We start from the raw sequence: 23,079 nt of genomic DNA, 5'->3' as shown, positions 1-23,079 counted from the left end.
GTCAAGTAGATGCAAGCGATCAAGAGTGGGAGAAGAATGGGGGCAAGTTTAACAATAATACCGCAAACAGTTTTGTTTGTCCTTGTATCGTTCTTCAGTCTGGAAGCGGCCGCCGGGGAAGGCGGAACAGTCGTGCCGTCGCGATCGAAGTTCGCGACATTCCTCGCTCAGCTTTGGCCGGACGCCGAGGCGAAGGGTGTCACCCGGAGCACCTTTGAGCAGGCGTTCTCCGGGGTTGTCCCGGACCCGAAGGTGATCGAGCTCATCGACAAGCAACCTGAATACGGGCTGCCGGCCGGCAAATACATCGGATCGGTAGCTTCGAAGGCGAGGGCAGATGTGGGTAGCGCGGAGGCGTCGCGGCAGGCGGAACTTCTCGGTCGCATCGAGACGCGGTTTGCCGTGGACCGCTGGACGCTGCTTGCCGTGTGGGGCATCGAGAGCAATTATGGCGCGGCGGCACTGCGATGGGACGTCGTGCGATCCATCGCCACGCTCGCTGCCGCGGGCTATCGCGCGCCCTATTTTCGCAACGAGCTTTTGCTGGCGCTCCAGATTATCCAGGCCGGCGGCATCCAGCGGCAGAACATGAAGGGCTCCTGGGCGGGGGCGATGGGCCAACCCCAGTTCATGCCGAGCGCGTTCCTGGATTATGCCGTTGACCTTTCAGGCGACGACCGCCGCGATATCTGGAACAATGTTCCCGACACCCTCGGCTCGACGGCCAACTTCCTTCAGCACATGGGTTGGAAGCGGGGCCTCGTTTGGGGATATGAAGTTACCGTTCCTGGACAGTTCGACTATCGGCAGAGCCGCGGGACGTTTGCGCAGTGGGCCGGCCTCGGGCTGAAGCGCGCCGACGGCGGGGCAATGTCCGGCGACGGCGTTGCAATCCTGTTCTTCCCGAGTGGCGCGACAGGGCCGGCATTTCTGGTCACCGACAACTTCCTGGTGCTCAAGCGCTACAACAATTCCGACCTCTACGCGCTGGCGGTCGGGCAGCTCGCAAACCGGATCGAAGGACTAGGCGCATTTCACGCGGCCTGGCCCGCCGATGACGTGCAGCTCTCACGCACCCAACGCATCGCCCTGCAGCACAAGCTTGCTGAACTGGGTTATCCCGTTCGCGAATTCCAGGGGCATATCGACTTCGATCTTCGGGATGCCATCCGCGACATGCAGGCGAAGCTGGGCATGATCCCGGACGGATTTCCGACCCTGCAATTCCTCGAGAAGCTTGATGTTGCCGTGCAATGATCGTGTTGAATTGTCGACTGCGTCACCCGCGCTTTGGCGCAGAAGGCCGAGCGGCGCGCAGCAATAAGCGAAGCTACAGGAAAAATTTGGCTCCCCGGGCCGGATTCGAACCAGCGACCAACCGGTTAACAGCCGGTTGCTCTACCACTGAGCTACCGGGGAACGTTGGCTCTCATGTGAGTGGCGGAGCCTATAGCAAACCCGTTTCCGCTTTGCAAAGAAGCATTTCACAATTCTGCGGAGTTTTTTCGGGCGGCAATTTGTAGCAATTTCGCCCAAGCGTTCTCATATCAGCCATCTGTGATCCTATCGGGAACAAGAGGCCGCTACGCCGCTTTTGCCTTTGGACGGGTTCGATCGCGGGAACAGGAACAGGTTTAGGGAATGACGGCAACCGACGACAACAGCGCACCGGCGCGCAAGATTTCGATCTTCGGCCGCGAGTTCACCATGCCCCGTTCGCGCGGCTTGAGGATCGCGATCGGCGTGCTGCTGACCATCGGCGGCATCCTCGGCTTTCTGCCGATTCTCGGCTTCTGGATGATTCCCATCGGTCTCCTGGTGTTGTCCTACGAATTCGCGCTGGTGCGGCGTCACCGGCGCCGCTTCGTCATCTGGTGGGAACGCCGGCGCCGGCCGAACTAAGGGGACCCGCTCGCGCGGCACCACGGGGTTCCTGCTCGATCCGCCAAAACGGATTGGTAATCACCACTTTATTCGCTCGCGCGGGAAAGCGCGGGGAATGCCGCGGGGGCGCTTGACGACCTTTCAGCACCAACATAATGAGTTCGCTCGGAACGCCGGGAGTATTACGAGGCCTCGTGGCGGAGTGGTTACGCAGAGGACTGCAAATCCTTGCACCCCGGTTCGATTCCGGGCGAGGCCTCCAGATGCCCGGGCTCCAGCGCTATAGCGCCGGAGCGGAGGTTCCAGTCGAACAGAGCCGCGCCCCCGATTTGGCTGGCAGATCGGGCGCGGAGAGCGGATTGGTTGGGACATGAGCGCTGATTTCTCCGAACGCCGCCTGAAAATGGTCGATGGCCAGGTCCGCACCACCGACGTCACCAGCGCGCCGCTTATCGACGCCATGCTGTCGGTGCCGCGCGAGATCTTCGTCGATGCCGGACAGCGCGACCTTGCCTATATCGACGAGGACATCCGCATCTCGGACGGCGCCAATGGCGCCGCCGCGCGCTACCTGATGGAGCCGTCGCCGTTCGCCAAGCTGCTGCAGCTGGCCGAGATCGATGCGAGCGATTCGGTGCTCGATGTCGGCTGCGGCACCGGCTACTCGGCCGCTATTCTGTCGCAACTTGCGCGTTCCGTCGTTGCGCTGGAGAGCGATTCGGCGCTGGCGGAGGCCGCGAAGTCCGCGCTTTCAGGTCTTGGCTGCCAGAACGTCACGGTGATCACTGGGCCGCTGCCGCAGGGGCAGGCAGCCAAGGGGCCTTACAACGTCATCTTCATCGGCGGCAGCGTCGAGGAAGTGCCGGCGGCATTGCTCGATCAGCTTGCCGAAGACGGACGCCTGGTTGCAGTCGAAGGGCAAGGCAACTCTGGCGTGGCCCGCCTGTTTTTTAAGGCGGGGGGGGTTGTAACCGGAAGACGCGCCTTTAATGCGGCAATTAAGCCACTACCGGGCTTCGAACGCATCCACGCGTTTGAATTCTGAGCGATTTTGCCTTGCAGCGAAGGCTCTGGCATGATCGTTTTCGCCTGAACAATCGTTGCTGATTGCTTAACGGGCATCTCCGGAAGGCTGTCAGCGGGGGAACGATAAAAACAACGCGGCGCCGGCTGATCCGTAAGGATGGGCTGACGTGGCGTGGTTCCCATGCAAAACGAATGAGGGATATAACGTGCCGCCAGTACGTAAAACCATGTTAGCAGCTATGCTGGTTTCCGCGACCGCGCTGTCGCCGCTAGCCGCATCCGCCGAAACCATCACGGGCGCGCTCGCCAAGGCCTATCAATACAATTCACAGCTGAATTCGGCGCGCGCCGGCGTGCGGGTTACCGACGAGGGTGTCGCCATCGCCAAGTCGGGCTGGCGCCCGACAGTCACCGGCTCGGGCACCATCGATTACACCAACACGCATGGCTTCGGCACCACGCGCAGAATAACCACGGGCAGCTTCGGTGTGCAGATCAACCAGACGCTGTTCGACGGCTTTCAGACCAGGAACAACGTCGCTGCCGCCGAATCGCAGGTGAAGGCTTCGGTCGAAAGCCTGCGCAACACCGAAGAGAACATCCTGTTCAATGCGGCAAGCGCCTATATGGACGTGATTCGCGATCGCCAGATCGCCGTGCTGACCGAACAGAACCTGCAGTTCCTGACCGAGCAGGCGCGCGCCGCGCGGTCGCGCTTCGAGGTCGGCGAAGGCACCCGCACCGATGTTGCCCAGGCCGATGCCTCGCGGGCGACGGCTGTGGCGCAGCTCAGCGCCGCTCGCGCAACGGCTTTGGCGAGCGCCGCCACCTATCACCAGATCGTCGGCGATGAGCCGGGCAAGCTGAAAGCGGCCTCGCCACTGGGCAGGCTTTTGCCGTCGGGCCTCGATTCGGCCCTGGCCGTGGCCTCGGCCGAGCATCCGGCCATTCTTGCGACACAGCACCTCGTCGACGCCGCGGCCTTCACGGTGAAATCCTCGGAAGGCGCCCTGCTGCCGCAGCTTACTGCCTCCGCGGGCATTTCGGACAACTATAGCCACACCGTTCCCAGTTCCGTCAGCAACCCCAACGGCTCGTCGACCTCAGCCGATATCGGCGCCACGCTGACCATTCCGATCTATTCGGGCGGCCGGACCTCGGCCATCGTGCGGCAGAACAAGGAATCGTTGAGCGAAGCTCGCATCCAGGTCGATGTCAGTCGTGACCAGGTGCGCCAGGCTCTTGTCACGGCATGGACGCAATACACCTCCGCGCGCGAAAGCGTGGATGCCAACACGCAGGTGATCGCCGCCGCGCAACTGGCGCTGAACGGCGTCATCGAGGAACGCAATGTCGGCCAGCGCACCACGCTTGACGTTTTGAACGCGCAGGCTGCTGTGATCACAGCAAAGATCAACCAGGCCAGCTCCGAACACGACGTTGTGGTGGCAAGCTATGCCATCCTGTCGGCCATGGGCCGCCTGTCGGTCGATCGGCTCGGCCTGGGGGTCACGAAGTACAAGCCCGAAGAGCATTACAACGCCGTCAAGGACAAGTGGATCGGACTGCGTACGCCAGACGGTCGCTGATTTCCGGGGCCAGGTTTTCACAAACGCCGCGTATCCGATGGATGCGCGGCGTTTGTCTTGTTGATGAGCGCGGTTCGACGCCATCTGAAGCGGTTCGAAGTCGCCGACCCCAACCGTCACACACTTTTGCGGGATCTGCTCTAATCTGTTGAAATCCAATGCGTCTCCATATTGGGGATTCTCGGATGGCGATCGGTCGGTTACCCTAGTCGCACTGATTCGAATTCCGGTCCGGGCGGGAGCGGAATTCCGCAACGGGTCACAAGGGCGGCGGATGTGACGATGGCGACGGCAAGCAGCGCGCAGCGCGAACCTTCCATGGAAGAGATCCTGGCTTCGATCCGTAGGATCATCGAAGACAGCGACACCGGTCGCAAGCAGCCCGATACCGCTGAATTGCGCCAGGATCTGGAGCCGAGCGTGGTTGCGGCCCCTGTGGTCGAGGTCGACGCCTTCCGCTCGGAACTTCATGCCGACACCGAGCCGCGCAAGCCGGTAACCTTGGCGGACGTTCAGGCCCAGCTTGCAGCCACCGATCCGGCTGAGGCGCGTGCTGAGATTCGCCCGGAGCCAGCGAAGGCGGCGCCAGCGCCGACGACCTTGGCCGAAGTCGGCGCGAGGAGTGCGATTGAGTCCGGCGCGCCGACTGCAGTCGGCAAGCCCGTCCCGGCAAACACACCACAAACCGCCGAGACCATCGTCGCCGACTGGCGGCGCGAGATCGCGGCCGCGGGCGGCGGCACGGTTACCGCCAAGCCGACGGTTCGCGCGCCGGAGCCAGTTGCGAAAGCAGAGACCCCAAAAGAGGAGGCGAGGCCGGCGGTTGAAATTGCGGCCACGCAGCCCAGCACGCCCCCCGCGGCTGCCCCAGAGACGCAGGCGGTCCGACCGGCGATCGTTTCGGAGCATACGGGGCGGCAGGTGGCTGCCGCCTTCGGCGAGCTGTCGGATGCGTTTGCCAGCCGCGGCAAGAAGAGCTTCGACGAGATGGCCGAGGAGATGCTGCGACCGATGCTGCAGGACTGGCTAGACAACAATCTGCCGACCCTGGTGGAGCGGCTGGTGCGCGAAGAGATCGAGCGCGTCGCGCGCGGCGCGCAGTAACTACAAAGCGCGACAAACCGCAACAGCGGAACCAATGCGGCAGGCGCGAAAGGCGGTCACAGGACAGCCTTTTTCCTCCGATATTTTGCCTGATGGGCCGGGCGCTGACCTACAGCTATCGATTGCGGTCGATGGTTCCGATGCTGACCGATGAAGAGTATCGGGAGGTCGTCGGCGACCCTGCAACTCTATATTTTCAGGTCAAGAGGTTTGTTTCCCAGCACGGCTGGTCGACGGAAATGAAGCATCCGGCGGCCGATCGTTTTCGCCAACGGACCGGCGTTACACTTCATCATAGTTTCTGGCTCCTGCATGTCCGCCGCTCGGACTACGGTCCTGACTGCCCGTCCTGCGGAAAGCCTTACCGGACACCAAGGGCCAAGTTTTGCGCCGAATGTGGGAATGGCCTCCCGTTGAAATGAACAAGGCCGCGCCTATTTGCAGGTGACGACCCGAGGCAGCCCTTGCGGTTGACTTGGCCAAGACCTTCCGATTTACACCGAACCGATAAAAATCCCGACAGCGCGGACCGTTTTCCCATGCTTGAAAAGACCTACGACGCCAAGACCGTCGAGCCGAAGATCGCCAAAGTCTGGGAAGAGGCGGACGCCTTTCGGGCCGGCGCGGGCGCGGAGGAGGGGGCAGAGGCCTTCACCGTGGTCATCCCACCGCCGAATGTCACCGGCTCGCTGCATATGGGCCACGCGCTCAACAACACGCTGCAGGACATCCTCGTGCGCTTCGAGCGCATGCGCGGCAAGAACGTGCTGTGGCAGCCCGGCATGGACCATGCCGGCATCGCCACGCAGATGGTGGTCGAGCGCCAGCTGATGGAAAAGCAGATCCATCGCCGCGACCTGACGCGCGAACAGTTCATCGAGAAAGTCTGGGAGTGGAAGGCGGAATCCGGCGGATCGATCCTCAACCAGCTGAAGCGTCTGGGCGCTTCAGCCGACTGGTCACGCGAACGCTTCACCATGGACGAGGGCCTGTCCAAGGCGGTGCTGGAGGTCTTCGTAAGCCTCTACAAGGAAGGCTTGATCTACAAGGACAAGCGCCTTGTGAATTGGGATCCGAAGCTGCTGACCGCTATTTCCGACCTCGAGGTCGAGCAGCATGAGGTCAACGGCAATCTCTGGCACTTCCGCTACCCGATCGAAGGCGAGGTGTTCGATCCGGAGAATCCGAAGACATTCATCGTCGTGGCCACGACGCGTCCCGAGACGATGCTTGGCGATACGGCGGTGGCCGTCAATCCGGATGACGAGCGATACCGGCATCTGGTCGGGAAAAATGTCGTGCTGCCGATCGTCGGTCGCAAAATACCGATCGTGGCGGATGAGTATTCCGATCCGGAGAAGGGCTCCGGCGCGGTCAAGATCACGCCCGCGCATGACTTCAACGATTTCGAGGTCGGCAAGCGCCACAAGCTGCCGGCGATCAACATCCTGACGGTCGAGGCCGCGGTCAAGCTCAAGGACAATGAGGACTTCCTCGCGGGCCTCGATGTGACGCCGGAACGTCAGACTGTCTGGGACGAGCTAGACGGGCTCGACCGGTTCGTCGCGCGCAAGAAGATCGTCGAGCTTATGGAAGCAGGCGGCTTCCTCGACAAGGTCGAGCCGCATCGCCATGCCGTGCCGCATGGCGACCGCGGCGGCGTGCCGATCGAGCCGTTCCTGACCGAGCAATGGTATGCCAATGCCGCGGAGCTGGCCAAGCCGGCGATCGCCTCGGTGCGCGAGGGGCGTACCAACTTCGTGCCGAAGAATTGGGAAAAGACCTATTTCGACTGGATGGAGAACATCCAGCCCTGGTGCATTTCGCGCCAGCTCTGGTGGGGCCACCAAATCCCGGCCTGGTATGGGCCGGACGGGCGCGTCTTCGTCGAAAAGACCGAGGAAGAGGCGCTGGCTGCGGCCGTCGAATATTATCTGGCGCTGGAAGGCCCATGGAAGGCCTGGGTCGAGGACAAGCTCGAGAATTTCAAGCCGGGAGAAATTCTCACCCGCGACGAGGACGTGCTCGACACCTGGTTCTCGTCAGCCCTTTGGCCATTCTCGACGCTGGGCTGGCCCGATCACACGCCGGAGCTCAAGACCTACTACCAGACCGACGTGCTGGTCACCGGCTTCGACATCATCTTCTTCTGGGTTGCCCGGATGATGATGATGGGCCTGCATTTCATGCATGAGGAACCATTCCACACCGTCTATGTGCACGCGCTGGTGCGCGACAAGAACGGGCAGAAGATGTCGAAGTCGAAAGGCAACGTCATCGACCCGCTCGACCTGATCGATGAGTATGGCGCCGACGCGCTGCGCTTCACGCTGACGGTCATGGCGGCGCAGGGGCGCGACGTGAAGCTCGACCCGGCGCGTATCGCCGGCTACCGCAATTTCGGCACCAAGCTGTGGAACGCGACGCGTTTTGCCGAGATGAACGAGGTGGCGCGCAATGACGAGGTCTGGCTGAACGATGCAAAACTCGCGGTCAATCGCTGGATCCTGACGGAACTGACGCGGGCGGCGCGCGCGATCACAGAGGGCATCACCAGCTACCGGTTCAACGAGGCGGCAGGTGCTGCCTACCGCTTCGTCTGGAACCTGTTCTGCGACTGGTATCTGGAGCTCCTGAAGCCGGTGTTCATGGGCACGGACGAGGCCGCCAAGGCCGAAAGCCGGGCTTGCGTCGCCTTCGTGCTCGACGAGATCTACAAGCTCCTGCATCCGATGATGCCGTTCATGACCGAGGAATTGTGGGCCGCAACCGCGGGCGAGGGCAGGGAGCGCGAAACGCTGCTGTGCCACGCCGCCTGGCCGTCGCCCGACTTCGAGGATGACGAGGCTGCCGCCGACATCAACTGGCTGGTCGAGCTTGTCTCGGGCATCAGGTCCGTGCGTTCGGAAATGAACGTGCCTCCGGCGGCGATCGCGCCGTTGGTTTTGGTCGGCGTCAACGCGGTGACGCGTCAGCGGCTGGCCAGGGAGGAGTCGGCGATCAAGCGGCTGGCGCGGGTCGGCGAGATTTCGCTTGCCGATGCGGCACCGAAGGGCTCGGCGCAGATTGTGGTCAACGAGGCGACGGTCTGCCTGCCGCTCGGCAGCTTGATCGATCTCCAGGCGGAGGCCGCGCGGCTGCAGAAGGAACTGGCCAAGGTGACCGAGGAAATCGCGCGGCTGCACAAGAAGCTTTCGAACGAAAAGTTCGTCGCCAGCGCGCCGGCCGAGATCGTCGAGGCGGAGCGTGAAAAGCTCAACGAATATCGCGCGGCCCAGGAGAAGCTTTCGGTGGCTTTGACGAGGGTTCGCGACGCCAGCTGAGCGGCAAGATTCGCCGCTTGCCGGAGGCCTGTTTCCGCTAAGTCAGCTGCCTCCAAAACAGGCATGCCGTTGCGTTAATTTTGACGTAAAGGGAAACTTTGCGCCCCATTGTTGCCATAATGTAACAATGGGGCCCTACACCCACCAAAAACAGCTGTTTTGGCACCGTTTTGACCGCTTTTTTCTGATTTTTTGGGCCACTTAATGCCGACTGGGGCTATTTGAGCGGCTAGGTCGGCGCCAGTCACCGTGGCGAAAATGCGCGTTGTCAAGGTGTACATGTACAACTTTTGAAATCGTTGTTGCGTCCTTAACCCGAATTGGTTCTAGCTTGAGCCACGTGTATTTCGGGGAGGGAATTCCATGAATATTCTGCGTCTCAAAGCACTGTTCGGGGCAGGGTGTTTTTCGCTGGCCCTGGTCGGTGCCGCGATGCACCCTGCGCATGCCGGCGGTCTCGAGCGCGGCGGTTATGACATCGATCTGCTTTTCGATCCGGCGCCGGTCGCGACCGAAGCGGAGGCGACCTATGTCATGCCGGATCGCAAGTACAAGAATGCCAAGGGTCCTTTTGGGGCAGATTTGGGCCTAGGCACGTCGGCCGACGGGGCCGAAGACTATTGGGTTCCGCGCATCGGCGTTAAGGCCCAGGTCGTCCCGGGCATCGACTGCATGGTCGACTATTCGCAGCCTTGGGGCGCTCATGTCGCGCCCGGTTTGTGGAACGGCGCGATTTCAAACATCGAAACCGACATCAAGAGCGATAACTACGCGGGCACCTGTTCGTACAAGATGGATGCGGGCAAAGGTCAGCTTCGCTTTATCGGCGGTGTTTTCTACCAGAAGGTCTACGGCTTCAAGGAAAGTCTAGTGGGTTTCAACCCATTTGGGCCATCACCGACTGGCCGCGTCGATCTGACGAGCAGCGGGTGGGGCTGGCGAGCTGGCGTTGCCTATGAAATCCCGGACATCGCCCTCCGAGCTAGCTTGGTGTATAATTCGAAGGTCAAGTTGGACAATATTGAGGGCTCACTCGACTTGTCCAGTGTCGGCGGCGGTATCAAACCAATTTTTGGTACCACGCAGTACATGCCGGATGTTGTGGAATTCAAGTTGCAGTCGGGCATTGCACCGGGCTGGCTTGCTTTTGGTTCGGTAAAATGGACCAATTGGAGCGTTCTGCAGAGTGTTCCGATCTGCTATGTCGGTACCGCCAGCGCTGACTGCTTTACTGGGGGTCCGCTCTCTGGTTCGCATCAAGTGACCTCACTCGACTTGATGTATCGGGATGGCTGGACGGTCACGGGTGGCATCGGTCATAAGTTCAATGATCAGTGGAGCGCAGCCGGGCAGATCAGCTGGGATCAGGGTACCTCGCACGGCTACGGCTCGCAGACCGATACGTGGACCCTCGGAGGCGGTGTCGCTTATACGCCGCAACCCAATATCGAGATCCGTCTGGCAGGTGCGATTGGCGTGCTGACCAGCGGCCACTCCGGTATCGTCAATGGCGAAAACGGGTTTCAAGCGGGTACCGACGCTAGCTACGATTTCGGCAACGATCTCGTCACCGCGATCTCGGGTGGAATCAAGATCAAGTTCTAAGTTTCTGAAAATTCGAGAAAAAGGCCGGGCAATGCCCGGCCTTTTTTGTTGTCCGGCCGACGGCCCGACCTGGCGTTCCGGCGCGATGTTGCAGATTCGCTTCACAACCTGCGCCTCATGCGATTGTGACGTTTTGGCAACAGTTTATGAACAACCCCCGCGCTAAAAGACTTGCCGAGGGAACTGCCCATTTCCCGCCATAAACCCGGAGCACCCGAGATATGTCCCGGGACGCGTGTCAGGTTGGCGCGGCGATGGGACCGGCCGCGGGGTGTGCGGCAAGGACGATGATGGACGCCAAGGTAATCTCCAAGGCCAAGCTGCCGAGCCGCTACGTGACCGTTGGTCCGGCGCGCGCGCCACATCGTTCGTATCTCTATGCCATGGGACTTTCGGCCACCGAGATCGCGCAGCCGCTCGTCGGCGTCGCCAGCTGCTGGAACGAGGCGGCGCCCTGCAACATCTCGCTGATGCGCCAGGCGCAGGTGGTGAAGAAGGGCGTGGCGGCCGCCAACGGCACGCCGCGCGAATTCTGCACCATCACCGTCACCGATGGCATCGCCATGGGCCACCAGGGCATGAAGTCGTCGCTGGTGTCGCGCGAGGTGATCGCCGATTCGGTCGAGCTCACCATGCGCGGCCATTGCTATGACGCGCTGGTCGGGCTCGCCGGCTGCGACAAGTCGCTGCCCGGCATGATGATGGCGATGGTGCGGCTCAACGTGCCGTCGGTCTTCATCTATGGCGGCTCGATCCTGCCCGGCAGCTATCGCGGCCGGCAGATCACTGTCCAGGACGTGTTCGAGGCGGTCGGCCAGCATTCGGTGGGCACCATCAGCGATGCCGACCTGCTTGAGATCGAGCAGGCGGCGTGTCCGTCGGCCGGCTCCTGCGGCGCCCAGTTCACCGCCAACACCATGGCGACCGTCGCCGAGGCGATCGGCTTGGCGTTGCCCTATTCCTGCGGCGCGCCGGCGCCATACGAGATGCGCGACCGTTTCAATTTCGCCTCCGGCGAAAAGGTCATGGAACTGATCGCGAAAAACATCCGGCCGCGCGACATCGTCACGCTGAAGGCGCTGGAGAATGCCGCGACGGTGGTGTCGGCCACCGGCGGCTCGACCAATGCCGCATTGCATCTGCCGGCGATCGCGCACGAGGCCGGCATCAAGTTCGACCTCTTCGACGTGGCCGCGATTTTCGAGAAGACGCCCTACATCGCCGATCTCAAGCCCGGCGGCAAATATGTCGCCAAGGACATGTTCGAGGCAGGCGGCATTCCGCTGTTGATGAAGACCTTGCTCGATCATGGCTATCTGCATGGCGACTGCTTGACGGTTACTGGCCGCACTTTGGCCGAAAACATGGAACATGTTGCTTGGAATGACAGCCAGGATGTTGTGCGTCCCGCCAATCGGCCAATCACCAAGACAGGCGGCGTTGTGGGCTTGAAGGGCAACCTTGCTCCCGAAGGCGCGATCGTGAAGGTCGCCGGCATGTCGGACCTTCAATTCTCCGGTCCGGCGCGTTGTTTCGATTCGGAAGAGGAGTGCTTCGAAGCGGTCACGCAGCGCAAGTACCAGGAGGGCGAGGTTCTCGTCATCCGCTACGAAGGGCCGCGCGGCGGTCCGGGCATGCGCGAGATGCTGTCGACGACGGCGGCACTTTACGGCCAGGGCATGGGCGGCAAGGTGGCGCTGATCACCGACGGACGCTTCTCCGGGGCGACGCGCGGCTTCTGCATCGGCCATGTCGGGCCTGAGGCTGCTGTCGGCGGGCCGATCGGGCTGATCCGGGATGGCGACGTGATCTCGATCGATGCGGTTAAAGGCACGATCGAGGTGGCGCTGTCGGACGCCGAGCTGGCGGCCCGGGCAAAGAATTGGACGGCGCGCGGGACCGACTATCAGTCCGGCGCGATCTGGAAATATGCGCAAACGGTGGGTTCGGCGCGCGATGGCGCGGTCACCCATCCGGGCGCGGCCAAAGAAACGCACTGCTATGCGGACATCTGAGGTGTTGAGGTCAACTGTCTTTTCGGCACTGGTCGCCTTTGCGACCTTGGGCGCCGTCGGGCAGGCCATGGCCTTCGACGACAAGGTGTTCGACGACAAGACCGGCGTGAAGCCGAAGTCTTCGCCTTGGGAAGTCTTCCAGTTCGGCTTTTCTGCCTATAAGAGCGGCCATAAGGACCAGGCGGTCGAGGCGTACAAATACGCTGCCGAGAACGGCCAGATCGGCGCCACCTGGAAGCTTGCGCGCATGTATGCCGAAGGCGACGGCGTGGCGCGCGACGACTATGCCGCCTTCAAGTTCTTCTCCGAGATCGTCGACCAGGACGTCGAACCGGGCTCGCCGGAAGAGAGCTATGTTTCGGACGCGCTGGTGGCGCTTGGCGACTATCTGCGCAAGGGCATCCCCGGCAGTCCGGTGGAGGAAAACGAAGTCGCCGCGCAGGAATATTACATGCGCGCCGCCGCCAATTACCGCAATCCGAACGCCCAGTTCGAGGTCGGCCGGATGTTCCTGAAGGGCGAGGGCGGCGTGAAGGCCAGCGTCAAGCAGGCCGGCCGCTGGCTGCAGCTGGCAGCCGAGAAGGGCCATGCCGGCGCGCAGGCGACGCTTGGCAATCTGCTGTTCCAGAGCGGCAAGGTCGTGCGCGGCCTGGCGATGATGACGGCCGCACTTGAGCGGGCTCCGCCGGCCGACCAGACGTGGATCCGCAGCATGCAGGAAGATGCCTTCGCCGCCGCTGGCGAGGCCGACCGCCGCACGGCGATCTCGCTTGCCGATGACATCCTGACCAAGGGCAACAACGGCGACCAGTAGGCCCGGTTGTTAGTCTTCCCCTCAATCAGTTTTCCGTCGGCTCCGTCGGCGCAGTGGTGGGCGCCGGCGTCATCGACGTCGGATGCGGTTTCGGCGCCTCGCCGGGGCATTCGTCCTTGATCTTGGTCCAGGACGTGCTGTTGAGAACCATGTCGCAGCGGGCAAAGTGGCTTTGGTCGGCAACCATCAGGCAGGCCATCTCACCGACATTGAACGACTTGCCATTGGCCAGACAAGTCGGCGCCGCAAGCAGCGGCGCCGGCGCGGTGAACGCCAACGCAAGCCCGAGCGGCCAGGAATGAATTCGGATCGCCATGAAAGCCCCACAACATGCGCATGGAACGCGCGATTTGTGGCGATATCAGGATCAGAGTCCGGTCACGCTCCGGCCGGCTGCAGGCTGAGCTCGATGGCGACCGGCACGTGGTCGGAGGGTTTTTCCCACGCGCGCACATGCTTTTCGACCGAGGCCGACGAGAAGCGGTTGGCCGCTTCCGGCGACAGCAGGAGATGGTCGATGCGGATGCCGTTGTTCTTCTGCCAGGCGCCGGCCTGGTAGTCCCAGAAGGTGTAGACATCGGGCGAATCGGTGACGGCGCGCACCGCTTCGGTGAAGCCGAGATTCAACAGCCGGCGGAAGGCCTGCCGCGTCTGCGGCTGGAACAGCGCGTCGCCCAGCCAGTTGTCAGGAAACCTGGCGTCGGCACGTTCGGGGATGACATTGTAGTCGCCGGCAAGAACCAGCGCTTCTTCGAGCCGCAGCCGTTCCTCGGCCCAACGTTCCAGCCGCGCCATCCAGGATAGCTTGTAGGCAAACTTGCGCTCGTCATCGATCGGGTTGCCGTTGGGCAGATAGAGCGAGACGACGCGCAGCGCGCCCTGGTCGGTCGAAAAGACGCCTTCGATGAAGCGGGCATGGTCATCGGCATCGTCGCCCGGCAGGCCGCGATTGACCTCGTCGAAAGGCAGCTTGGACAGGATCGCGACGCCGTTGAAGCTCTTCTGGCCGTTGGTCTCGACATTGTAGCCCAGCGCCTCGATCTCGGCGCGCGGAAACAGCTCGTCGACGCTCTTGATTTCCTGCAGGCAGACGATGTCCGGCGCGCTCTCGGTCAGCCAGTGGGTGAGATTGCCGATGCGGGCGCGAACGCCGTTGATGTTCCAGGTGACGATCTTCATGCGGACCTCAATGCTGTTCGGACGGGAGACGTTCGACAAGGCCGATCGTATTGCCCGCGGGGTCCTTTAGAAAGGCCATCCATTCGCTTTCCCCTGCCGGGCCGAACTGGCCCTCGGTGTCGCGGTGGACAAGTGTCGGCGGCGCGGTGAAGGGAATGCCCGCGGCTTTCGCCTGAGCGTGGAAGGCCTCGAGACCAACGATGTCAAGATAGACGGTGCCCGCCGGAACACCGTCGGTGAAGAGCAGGCGGACATCGCCGGCCAGGATGAAGGCCATGCCGGGCGGATCATAACGGGCGTGCACGTTCATGCCGAGGACGTCGCGCCAGAAGGCCAGGGTCGTATCGAGATCGCGGCCAGCCGAGAGCGCGACCTGGCGGACCGCGCCGACGCCTGGCATCCCGGATACGCTAAATGGAGAAGCTGGTGCCGCAGCCGCAGGAGGCGACGGCGTTCGGGTTCTTGATCTGGAAGGACTGGCCCATCAGGTCGTCGACGAAGTCGATCACCGAGCCGCCCATATAAACCAGCGACAGATCGTCGATCAGGACCGTGGCGCCATCCTTCTCGATGGCGACATCGTCGTCGTTGCGCGTGTCGACCAGATCGAACTTGTAGGAAAAGCCGGAGCAGCCGCCTCCTTCGACGGAAACGCGCAACGCCGTCTTGCCGGCTTGGCCAGAGACGATTTTCGCGATCCGCCTGGCAGCGGAGTCGGTCATCTCGACTTTCATGGCAGTCTTGGCATCAGCGCCCATGGGCGTCACCTTGCTTTCGGTTTCACATGATAGGTATGAAGCGGGACGGGGCAAGTCAACTGCGGCGGCATCAGCCATGTCAAATGAGCTTGGCGACATCGGGTTCGGCTATCGGCGGCGCGCAGCCTATGCCTGCGATCCGGCGCAATCGCGCGGGCGCCTGTTTCCCGAGGCCGAAAGCCCGACGCGCACGCCGTTCCAGCGTGACCGCGACCGCATCATCCATTCGACCGCTTTTCGCCGGCTGAAGCATAAGACGCAGGTCTTCGTCGCCCACGAGGGCGACCACTATCGCACGCGGCTGACGCATTCGATCGAGGTGGCGCAGATCGCGCGTGCCCTGGCGCGGGCATTGCGCGGCGACGAGGACCTCGCCGAAGCAGTCGCTCTTGTCCACGACTTCGGTCACACCCCGTTCGGCCACACCGGCGAGGATGCGCTCAACGAGAAAATGGCTGCGTGGGGCGGTTTCGATCACAACGCGCAGTCGCTGCGTGTCGTCACGCGCCTCGAGCGGCGCTATGCCGAGTTCGACGGGCTGAACCTCACCTGGGAAACGTTGGAAGGGCTGGTCAAGCACAACGGCCCGCTGACCGATGCGAGCGGTAAGGGGCTCAAAGGCCCGGTGCCGCAGGCGATCCGCGATTATTCCGAGCTGCACGACCTCGAGCTCGACCGCTTCGCCGGCATCGAGGCGCAGTGCGCGGCGATCGCCGACGATATCGCCTACAACACCCATGACATCGATGACGGCCTGCGCGCCGGGCTGCTGACGCTGGAGATGCTGAACGAGGTCGGCCTGCCGGGCTCGATCCTGAAGGGTGTGCGCGTGAAGTATCCCCAGCTTGACGATGTTCGCACCGGCCATGAGCTGATGCGCCGCCAGATCACACTGATGGTCGAGGACGTCATCGCGTCGACCACCGCCAATATCGAACGCCTGAAGCCGGACAGCGTCGATGCGGTGCGGGCTGCCGGCGAGACCCTGGTGGCCTTCTCGGCCGGCATGGCGGCGGCGGAGGGGGAGCTGAAGGCCTTTCTCTACAAGCATCTCTACCGCCACGCGGAGGTCATGCGCGTGCGGGCCGACGCGGAACGGATCGTACGCGACCTGTTCGACGTCTATTTCGCCGACCCGCGCGCCATGCCGGATGGCTGGCGCGAAGGGCTCGACCGAGCTGAGGATCGCATCAAGGCGCGCAGCGTCGCCGACTTCCTGGCCGGCATGACCGACACCTATGCGCTCAAGGAACACCGGCGGCTGTTTGACCATACGCCCGATTTGAGCTAGGGCGAGCCACGATTTTGCCGGCCAAACGGCCGGTCGCCTTTAAAGCCCAGAGCATATCCCATGAATATCTTCGCCGATTTCAACGCGCGGATCGTAAAAGCTGTCGAAGCGCTTGACCTGAAGGACAAGGATGGCGCGTCGCCTGATCTGTCGCGCATCGCCGTCGAGCCGCCGCGCGACGCCAGCCATGGCGATCTTGCCACCAACGCCGCGATGGTGCTGGCCAAGCCGACCGGACAGAACCCGCGCGGGCTGGCGGAGAAACTGGTCGAGGTGCTGCGCGCCGATGCCGATGTCGCTTCGGCCGAGGTCGCCGGCCCTGGTTTCGTCAATCTGAGGCTCAAGGACGGCTTCTGGCATACGCATCTGACGGCGTTGCTTGGCGAAGGCCGCGACTACGGCCGTTCGAGGATCGGCGGCGGCCGCAAGGCCAATGTCGAATATGTTTCGGCCAATCCGACCGGACCCATGCATGTCGGCCATTGCCGCGGTGCTGTCGTCGGCGACGCGCTCGCCAATCTGATGGCCTTCGCCGGCTTCGACGTCACCAAGGAATATGTCATCAACGACGCCGGCTCGCAGATCGACGTGCTCGGCCGCTCAGCCCTGCTGCGCTATCGCGAGGCGCTCGGCGACGATATCGGCGAGATCCCGTCCGGGCTCTATCCGGGTGATTATCTCGTCCCCGTCGGCCAGGCGCTGGCCAAGGAATTCGGCCGCAGCCTGCTGCAGATGCCGGACGAGGAAGCGCTGGCCATCGTCAAGGACCGTACCGTCGATGCGATGATGGTGATGATCCGCGAAGATCTGGCGCTGCTCAACGTGCATCACGACGTGTTCTTCTCCGAGCGCACTTTGCATGCCGACAACGCCAAGAAGATCCGCGCGGCGATCGCCGACCTGACGCTCAAAGGGCATATCTACAAGGGCAAGCTGCCGCCGCCCAAGGGCGAGAAGCCGGACGATTGGGAAGACCGCGAGCAGACGCTGTTCCGCTCGACCGCTGTCGGCGACGACATGGACCGGGCACTGGTCAAGTCGGACGGCTCGTTCACCTATTTCGCGGCCGACGTCGCCTATCTCAAGGACAAGGTCGAGCGCGGTTTCGTCGAGCTGATCTATGTGCTAGGCGCCGACCATGGCGGCTATGTCAAGCGGCTGGAAGCGCTGGCGCGCGCGGTTGCCGGTGACACGGTCAAGCTGACGGTTCTGCTTTGCAATCTGGTCAAGCTGTTCCGGGACGGCGAGCCGGTTCGGATGTCGAAGCGTTCCGGCGATTTCATCACCTTGCGCGAGGTGGTGGAGGAGGTCGGCCGCGACGCGATCCGCTTCATGATGCTTTACCGCAAGAGCGATGCGCCGCTCGATTTCGACTTCGCCAAGGTGACGGAGCAGTCGAAGGACAATCCGGTGTTTTACGTTCAGTACGCCTCAGCGCGCTGCCATTCGGTGTTCCGGCAGGCAAGCGAACAGCTGGGCGAGGCGAATTTCGACCGCCAGCGGCTGGCGGCGTCGGTCGCGACGCTGGCCGACGAAGGCGAAATCGCGCTTGTCCGCAAGCTGGCGGAATATCCGCGGCTGATCGAGTCCGCCGCGATCGCGCAGGAGCCGCACCGGCTCGCTTTCTACCTTTACGATCTCGCTTCCGGCTTCCACGGACAGTGGAATCGCGGCAACGATAATCCGGACTTACGTTTTGTTAAGGTTAACGACCGAGAATCAACCTATGCCAGACTAGGGCTGGTGCAGGCTGTTTCGGACGTCTTGACGTCCGGCCTGACGCTGATCGGGGCAGACGCGCCAACCGAAATGCGTTAGGTTTAACTAAAAAACCTGTCACCTTTTGCCCACATTGCGCTGGTAATGGCCAACCCTGCGCGACGTCCATGGCGTCCGACTGTGTGCGAGTTCGGGAACAATAATGGCAGACAGAACCCCGCTGAAAGTAACCGACCATAACGACATCGCCGCCGACGATCCGTTCGCGGAACTGACCCGGATCATGGGCTTCGACCCGCGCCAGCCGGTCAGGCAGCCTGCCGGCGAAAGAGCCGCGCCGGCAAACAAGGTTGCGGATGAAGCCGATTTCGACATCGACCTCGAAAAGGAGCTGATGGGCGAATTCGACGCTGTCGAGGACAGTGCGCCGGCCGCACAACAGCCCCCTCTCTACCGGATCGCGCAGGAGCCGGCTTACGAAGCTGCCAGCACGCCCGCCAACGACGACGAACTCACCGCGTCCTTCGAGCAGGATTTCGTCTTCGACGATGCTGCCGACCACGCCGACTTCGCCATGTCGCGCGAGCCCGAAGCGGAAGTCGCCCCCGAGCCGCAATTCGCGTCTGCGCAGCAATTCGATCCTGAACCCGACTTTACTGTCGAGCCGGAAGCCGCTTTCGACGATGATTTCGACAAGGCGGTCGCTGGTTCGCTCGCTGTCTCGCCGCTTGAAGACGATCTTCCGATCGACGAGGAGATGGCCGCTTCGCTGGACCAGGATTTCCTGCTCGACCATCATGAAACCGCCGACGTCCATCAGCATGCCGTCGAGGCCGTGCAGTCCGCGAGCGAAACGGCGTTCGAAGTCGATTTCGACAAGGCGGTGCAGATGTCGCTCGAGGACGAGATGGCGATCGACACTCACGAGCCGGAGCAGCCTCCTGTGGCCGCCGAGGCGGCCGAGGCTTATGCGGCCGCTCCGCTGATTTCCGAGGACGACTTTACCGGCCATTTCGACCAGACGATGGCCGATGTCGATTTGGGTCTCGGTGAAGACCTGAACGCCGGTGAGCACGAGGATTTCCAGGAGCCGGAGCCGCTGATTGCCGACGAGCCGGCGCCGGCCGTCGAAATGCCGGCCGAGGTTCAGCACTTCGCGGTCGAATCCGAGCCCCACTATGCCGAACCCGTCGCCGCGCAGTCCCTCGACGATGATTTCGAGCTGAGCTTCCGTGATGCCTTGAACGAGGAGCCGCAGGCTCCGGCCGAGCCGGTCGCCGCGGCCCGGCCTTATCTGATCCAACCGGCTCCTGTCGCCGCCGCGCCGGTTCCACCGGTCGCCGCGGTCGAGCCGGCAAAGCCTGCTGCAAGCGAGCGCAGCCTGGAAGACGAGCTCAACGCCCTGCTCGGCGCCATGACCGCGCGGCCGATGCCGACGGTCAAGGAAGCCGCTCCGGCGCCGCAGCCTGTCGTACGGGCGCAACCTGTTGCGCAGCCTGCCAGTTACGCCGCCCCGAAGGCGGTCGACAATTTCGATTGGGGTCTCGACAAGCGCCAGGCGTCGCCGCAGCCCGCACAGCCCATCGAGGCGGATCTGGACGATCTGCTTGCCAGCGGGCTCGACCGTCAGGATTTTGCACCTTCGGCGCACAACACGGAGCCCAGCGTCGATTTCGATGACGACGCTTTCGATGCCGCTTTCACGAAGGGCATCGAGGCCGAGCACGCAGCCGCACCGAGCGTGACCGCTTCGGCCGGGAATCCAGCCAATTCGCTCGACTGGCCGGCGTCCGCCGAGCCGGCCAGGTCGTCGTGGAGTCGTTCAACTCCGACCTCCGCTTTTTCGACGCAGCCTGCATTTGCCGCTCAGCCGGCGCCTGTAGTGCCGCAGATGGCAGCGCCCGTTGCGCCGCCGCAAGCCGCAGCACCTGCCTATCGCAGCGAACCGGCCGTGGATTACGCCGCCTATGCCAGGCCTGCCGCGCCGCAGTCGCGCCAGCATGACGACGTGCCGGACGTGGAAACGGTCGATGTGCCGGAGCGGGTGGTCGCACTTGCGGACGACCTCGACATTCCGGAGCTCAGCTTCGAGGAAGACCAGCCGGCGGCGCCCGCTTACGACGATCTCGACGCGGAATTCGCCAGCCTGCTCACCGACATGAACGCGACGGAGATCGCACCCGCAACCGCGCCGAACCGTGGTTATGAGGACGATTCCTATAACGCCGGCTTCAATGGCTACGAGCGTCGCGATCTGCGCGCCGAGGCGCCGGCCGCTCCGGCGGCCCCCGCTTCATACTCGGTTGCCAACGAGTACGACCCCGACGATCTGCCCGGCAGCCGGCCGGTTTCGCAGGCGGATGATTTCGCAGCCGACGAGCTCGACTACGATCCCGAGCTCGAAGAAGCGATGGCGATCCCTGGGCTTGCTGAGCGCGAGGCGGCGCAGCCACGCCGGCGTGGAATGATGATCGCAGCACTCGTCGGCGCGGTGGTGATCGCCGGCGGTCTTGGCGCGCTTGCCTTCTCGTTCAGTGGCAAGGGTGGCAGCGAAGCGCCGGTGATCGTCAAGGCCGACAATTCACCGATCAAGATCAAGCCGGAAAACCCGGGCGGCACGGTGGTGCCGAACCAGGACAACAAGGTCTATGACGCCGTGGTCAAGGGCGGCACGGCCAAGCCGGCCGAGCCGGTGCAGCAGAAGCTGGTGAACACAACCGAGCAGCCGGTCGATGTGGCATCCAAGGAGCCGCAGCCGAGCCGCGTCGTCGATCTTGCACCCAACGACGCCGACGCCTCGGCAGGCGCCGCCGATACCGCTGACAATCCAGACACTGCGTTGCCCGGTGTCGCGCAAGCGGCTCCGGCAAGCGCCCAGCCGGCCGCGCCGGCGCCGAAATCGGAAGACCGCATCGCTCAGGTGCTGCAGCAGGACAGCGGCAACGGCGCCAACACCGATGTCGTCGCTGTTGCGCCGCGCAAGGTCAAGACGATGATGGTGAAGCCCGACGGCTCGCTGGTTCCGCGTGAGGATCCGGCGCCGGCCGCGCCGAAGATCGCCGCGGCCGAGCCGACCGATCCGGCGCCGCAGCATGTCGCACCGGCCTCCGACGCCCAGCAGACGGGCACCGTGGCCTCCGATGGAGACCAGGCTGATGCGGCGGCCACCAAGCCGGTGAAACCGGCAAAGAAGGTTGAAGCCAAGGCTCAGTCGAGCAACACGCCGGCCATGGTGCCGGTGGCGCCGGCGCGACCGTCCGACCAGCCGGTCGACATCGTCGGCGAGGTCAAGCCCGACCAGGTCGCCTCCATCGATCCGGCGTCGGCTGCCGGCGGCGGCGCGTGGTCCATGCAGATCGCTTCGCAGCCGACGGTGGAAAGCGCCCAGTCGTCCTATCAGGACCTGCAGCGCCGCTACGGCAGCGTGCTTGCCGGCCACACGGCCAGCATCGTCAAGGCCGAAGTCGCGGGCAAGGGCACGTTCTACCGGGTCCGCGTTCCAGCGAAGTCGCGCAACGACGCGATCGCGCTGTGCACCAGCTACAAGGCGGCCGGCGGCAACTGCTTCGTGTCGCGCTGATCGGTCCGAACCTCTCAAAAGCCGGCGCCGCCGCAAGGCCGCGCCGGTTTTTCGTTGTGGACGGTTCCAGAGCTTTCGGATGCCGGAGGGCAGGGGTGATTCCCTTTGCCCGCCCAAAGCTTTAAGATTCCCTCCATGAGCGAATCAAAATCCATGATCCTGGGCTGCACCGGGAAGTCCCTCACACAAGAGGAAATCCGCTTCTATCGCGATGAGCGTCCGTGGGGTTTCATCCTGTTTGCCCGCAATATCGGCGAGGCCGGCCAGATCCGTGACCTCGTTGCTTCGATGCGCGACAGCGTCGGGCGGCCCGACGCGCCGATCTTCATCGATCAGGAGGGCGGCCGGGTGCAGCGCCTGCGGCCACCGCTGGCGCCGAACTATCCCGCCGGCGGCGCGCTCGGCGCTTTGTGGCGCGACGATCGCGAAGCCGGGCGCCGCGCCGCCTGGCTGATGGCGCGGCTGCACGCCTTCGACCTGTCCCGCCTCGGCATCACGGCCGACTGCCTGCCGGTGCTCGACGTTCCGGTCGAGGGCGCCAGCGACGTCATCGGGGCGCGCGCCTATGGCAAGGAGACCGCAGCCGCGATCGAGCTTGGCCGGGCGTCAGCCGAAGGATTGATGTCGGGCGGCGTGCTGCCGGTCATGAAGCATATTCCCGGCCACGGCCGCGCCTTTGCCGACACGCATTTTGCGCTGCCGACGGTCGATACGCCGCTTGCCGAACTGCGGCAGCATGATTTCGCCCCGTTCAAGGCGCTCAACCAGCTGCCGATGGCGATGACGGCGCATGTCGTCTACAGCGCCGTCGATCCCGACAATCCGGCGACGACCTCAGCCAAGGTCGTCAACGAAATCATCCGCGGCGAGATCGGCTTTGACGGGCTGTTGATGAGCGACGACACCTCGATGAAGGCACTTTCTGGGGATTTCCCGACAAAGGCGGCTTCGATCCTTGCGGCGGGCTGCGATCTCGTCCTTCACTGCAACGGTGTTTTCGAGGAAATGTCCGGCATCGCATCGCGCACGACGGCGCTCGCGGGCAAGTCTTTGCAGCGCGCGGGGCGGGCGCTGACCTATATAAGAAACCGCGACGTCGCCGACGAAACCGCGATACGCGCCGAATTTGCCACCTATTTCGAAGCGGTGGCCTGAACCGAAGGGACGAAAGGCAAGTGGCGGAGACATTGGA

General features: G+C 63.3%; 17 protein-coding genes and 2 tRNA genes. 14 read left to right on the top strand and 5 right to left on the bottom strand.

Going from position 1 to position 23,079, the window contains the following annotated elements; genetic code table 11:
* Positions 1 to 9 precede the first annotated feature (9 nt).
* Positions 10 to 1,257: a lytic murein transglycosylase gene (locus tag AB6802_RS25120; protein ID WP_371012883.1), complete on the top strand. Its 1,248-nt coding sequence runs from the start codon at positions 10 to 12 to the stop codon at positions 1,255 to 1,257.
* A gap of 87 nt (positions 1,258 to 1,344) precedes the next feature.
* Here AB6802_RS25120 and AB6802_RS25115 read toward each other — a convergent pair.
* Positions 1,345 to 1,419 (bottom strand) — tRNA-Asn (locus AB6802_RS25115).
* Positions 1,420 to 1,641: 222 nt separating this feature from the next.
* Between AB6802_RS25115 and AB6802_RS25110 the strand changes: the two genes are divergently transcribed.
* The 9 genes from AB6802_RS25110 (at position 1,642) to AB6802_RS25070 (ending at position 13,360) form a co-directional block, all read left to right on the top strand.
* Complete coding sequence (locus AB6802_RS25110) at positions 1,642 to 1,902, top strand: hypothetical protein (protein ID WP_371012882.1); 261 nt, start codon at positions 1,642 to 1,644, stop codon at positions 1,900 to 1,902.
* A gap of 170 nt (positions 1,903 to 2,072) precedes the next feature.
* A tRNA-Cys gene (locus AB6802_RS25105) sits at positions 2,073 to 2,146 on the top strand.
* 108 nt (positions 2,147 to 2,254) lie between these two features.
* Positions 2,255 to 2,929, top strand: coding sequence for a protein-L-isoaspartate O-methyltransferase (locus tag AB6802_RS25100; RefSeq protein WP_371012881.1), 675 nt, complete (start codon positions 2,255 to 2,257; stop codon positions 2,927 to 2,929).
* 187 nt (positions 2,930 to 3,116) lie between these two features.
* Positions 3,117 to 4,499, top strand: a complete 1,383-nt coding sequence (locus AB6802_RS25095; protein WP_371012880.1) for a TolC family outer membrane protein — start codon at positions 3,117 to 3,119, stop codon at positions 4,497 to 4,499.
* A 282-nt stretch (positions 4,500 to 4,781) separates the two neighbouring features.
* Entirely contained in the window at positions 4,782 to 5,603 is an 822-nt protein-coding gene (locus AB6802_RS25090) for a DUF2497 domain-containing protein (RefSeq protein WP_371012879.1), read from the top strand.
* A gap of 539 nt (positions 5,604 to 6,142) precedes the next feature.
* Positions 6,143 to 8,926: a valine--tRNA ligase gene (locus tag AB6802_RS25085; RefSeq protein ID WP_371012878.1), complete on the top strand. Its 2,784-nt coding sequence runs from the start codon at positions 6,143 to 6,145 to the stop codon at positions 8,924 to 8,926.
* Between the two features lie 363 nt (positions 8,927 to 9,289).
* Positions 9,290 to 10,531, top strand: coding sequence for an outer membrane protein transport protein (locus AB6802_RS25080; protein WP_371012877.1), 1,242 nt, complete (start codon positions 9,290 to 9,292; stop codon positions 10,529 to 10,531).
* Between the two features lie 290 nt (positions 10,532 to 10,821).
* Positions 10,822 to 12,546, top strand: a complete 1,725-nt coding sequence (gene ilvD, locus AB6802_RS25075; protein WP_371012876.1) for a dihydroxy-acid dehydratase — start codon at positions 10,822 to 10,824, stop codon at positions 12,544 to 12,546.
* Positions 12,533 to 13,360, top strand: a complete 828-nt coding sequence (locus tag AB6802_RS25070; RefSeq protein WP_371012875.1) for a tetratricopeptide repeat protein — start codon at positions 12,533 to 12,535, stop codon at positions 13,358 to 13,360. The genes ilvD and AB6802_RS25070 overlap by 14 nt, the downstream gene beginning before the upstream one ends.
* Before the next feature lie 25 nt (positions 13,361 to 13,385).
* On the opposite strand, the gene AB6802_RS25065 is transcribed toward AB6802_RS25070, so the two are convergent.
* The 4 genes from AB6802_RS25065 to erpA form a co-directional block, all read right to left on the bottom strand.
* A complete protein-coding gene (locus AB6802_RS25065) occupies positions 13,386 to 13,676 on the bottom strand; it encodes a hypothetical protein (RefSeq protein WP_371012874.1) in 291 nt (96 codons plus the stop codon).
* A gap of 62 nt (positions 13,677 to 13,738) precedes the next feature.
* On the bottom strand, positions 13,739 to 14,539 hold the full coding sequence (xth, locus tag AB6802_RS25060) for an exodeoxyribonuclease III (protein WP_371012873.1): 801 nt from the start codon (positions 14,537 to 14,539) through the stop codon (positions 13,739 to 13,741).
* 7 nt (positions 14,540 to 14,546) lie between these two features.
* Positions 14,547 to 14,939, bottom strand: coding sequence for a VOC family protein (locus AB6802_RS25055; RefSeq protein WP_371012872.1), 393 nt, complete (start codon positions 14,937 to 14,939; stop codon positions 14,547 to 14,549).
* Positions 14,940 to 14,949: 10 nt separating this feature from the next.
* Positions 14,950 to 15,297, bottom strand: coding sequence for an iron-sulfur cluster insertion protein ErpA (erpA, locus tag AB6802_RS25050; protein ID WP_371012871.1), 348 nt, complete (start codon positions 15,295 to 15,297; stop codon positions 14,950 to 14,952).
* 76 nt (positions 15,298 to 15,373) lie between these two features.
* Between erpA and AB6802_RS25045 the strand changes: the two genes are divergently transcribed.
* The 4 genes from AB6802_RS25045 (at position 15,374) to nagZ (ending at position 23,042) form a co-directional block, all read left to right on the top strand.
* On the top strand, positions 15,374 to 16,588 hold the full coding sequence (locus AB6802_RS25045) for a deoxyguanosinetriphosphate triphosphohydrolase (protein ID WP_371012870.1): 1,215 nt from the start codon (positions 15,374 to 15,376) through the stop codon (positions 16,586 to 16,588).
* Positions 16,589 to 16,648: 60 nt separating this feature from the next.
* The gene (argS, locus tag AB6802_RS25040) at positions 16,649 to 18,406 is read left to right on the top strand and encodes an arginine--tRNA ligase (protein ID WP_371012869.1); all 1,758 of its coding nucleotides are present in this window, start codon (positions 16,649 to 16,651) and stop codon (positions 18,404 to 18,406) included.
* 103 nt (positions 18,407 to 18,509) lie between these two features.
* On the top strand, positions 18,510 to 21,887 hold the full coding sequence (locus AB6802_RS25035) for an SPOR domain-containing protein (protein ID WP_371012868.1): 3,378 nt from the start codon (positions 18,510 to 18,512) through the stop codon (positions 21,885 to 21,887).
* A gap of 135 nt (positions 21,888 to 22,022) precedes the next feature.
* Positions 22,023 to 23,042, top strand: coding sequence for a beta-N-acetylhexosaminidase (nagZ, locus tag AB6802_RS25030; protein ID WP_371012867.1), 1,020 nt, complete (start codon positions 22,023 to 22,025; stop codon positions 23,040 to 23,042).
* Positions 23,043 to 23,079: the final 37 nt, after the last annotated feature.

Source organism: Mesorhizobium sp. RCC_202 (genome assembly GCF_041355295.1).
Lineage (GTDB): Bacteria > Pseudomonadota > Alphaproteobacteria > Rhizobiales > Rhizobiaceae > Mesorhizobium.
The sequence above is the reverse complement of the archived record's forward strand: the minus strand, read 5'-3'. Positions and strand labels throughout refer to the sequence as shown.

Bases quoted from the DNA above. Each gene is read 5' to 3' on its own strand.
- AB6802_RS25120 (WP_371012883.1), top strand. From the start codon at position 10: ATGCAAGCGATCAAGAGTGGGAGAAGAATGGGGGCAAGTTTAACAATA.
- AB6802_RS25110 (WP_371012882.1), top strand. From the start codon at position 1,642: ATGACGGCAACCGACGACAACAGCGCACCGGCGCGCAAGATTTCGATC.
- AB6802_RS25100 (WP_371012881.1), top strand. From the start codon at position 2,255: ATGAGCGCTGATTTCTCCGAACGCCGCCTGAAAATGGTCGATGGCCAG.
- AB6802_RS25090 (WP_371012879.1), top strand. From the start codon at position 4,782: ATGGCGACGGCAAGCAGCGCGCAGCGCGAACCTTCCATGGAAGAGATC.
- AB6802_RS25085 (WP_371012878.1), top strand. From the start codon at position 6,143: ATGCTTGAAAAGACCTACGACGCCAAGACCGTCGAGCCGAAGATCGCC.
- AB6802_RS25080 (WP_371012877.1), top strand. From the start codon at position 9,290: ATGAATATTCTGCGTCTCAAAGCACTGTTCGGGGCAGGGTGTTTTTCG.
- ilvD (WP_371012876.1), top strand. From the start codon at position 10,822: ATGGACGCCAAGGTAATCTCCAAGGCCAAGCTGCCGAGCCGCTACGTG.
- AB6802_RS25070 (WP_371012875.1), top strand. From the start codon at position 12,533: ATGCGGACATCTGAGGTGTTGAGGTCAACTGTCTTTTCGGCACTGGTC.
- AB6802_RS25065 (WP_371012874.1), bottom strand. From the start codon at position 13,676: ATGGCGATCCGAATTCATTCCTGGCCGCTCGGGCTTGCGTTGGCGTTC.
- xth (WP_371012873.1), bottom strand. From the start codon at position 14,539: ATGAAGATCGTCACCTGGAACATCAACGGCGTTCGCGCCCGCATCGGC.
- AB6802_RS25055 (WP_371012872.1), bottom strand. From the start codon at position 14,939: ATGCCAGGCGTCGGCGCGGTCCGCCAGGTCGCGCTCTCGGCTGGCCGC.
- erpA (WP_371012871.1), bottom strand. From the start codon at position 15,297: ATGGGCGCTGATGCCAAGACTGCCATGAAAGTCGAGATGACCGACTCC.
- AB6802_RS25045 (WP_371012870.1), top strand. From the start codon at position 15,374: ATGTCAAATGAGCTTGGCGACATCGGGTTCGGCTATCGGCGGCGCGCA.
- argS (WP_371012869.1), top strand. From the start codon at position 16,649: ATGAATATCTTCGCCGATTTCAACGCGCGGATCGTAAAAGCTGTCGAA.
- AB6802_RS25035 (WP_371012868.1), top strand. From the start codon at position 18,510: ATGGCAGACAGAACCCCGCTGAAAGTAACCGACCATAACGACATCGCC.
- nagZ (WP_371012867.1), top strand. From the start codon at position 22,023: ATGAGCGAATCAAAATCCATGATCCTGGGCTGCACCGGGAAGTCCCTC.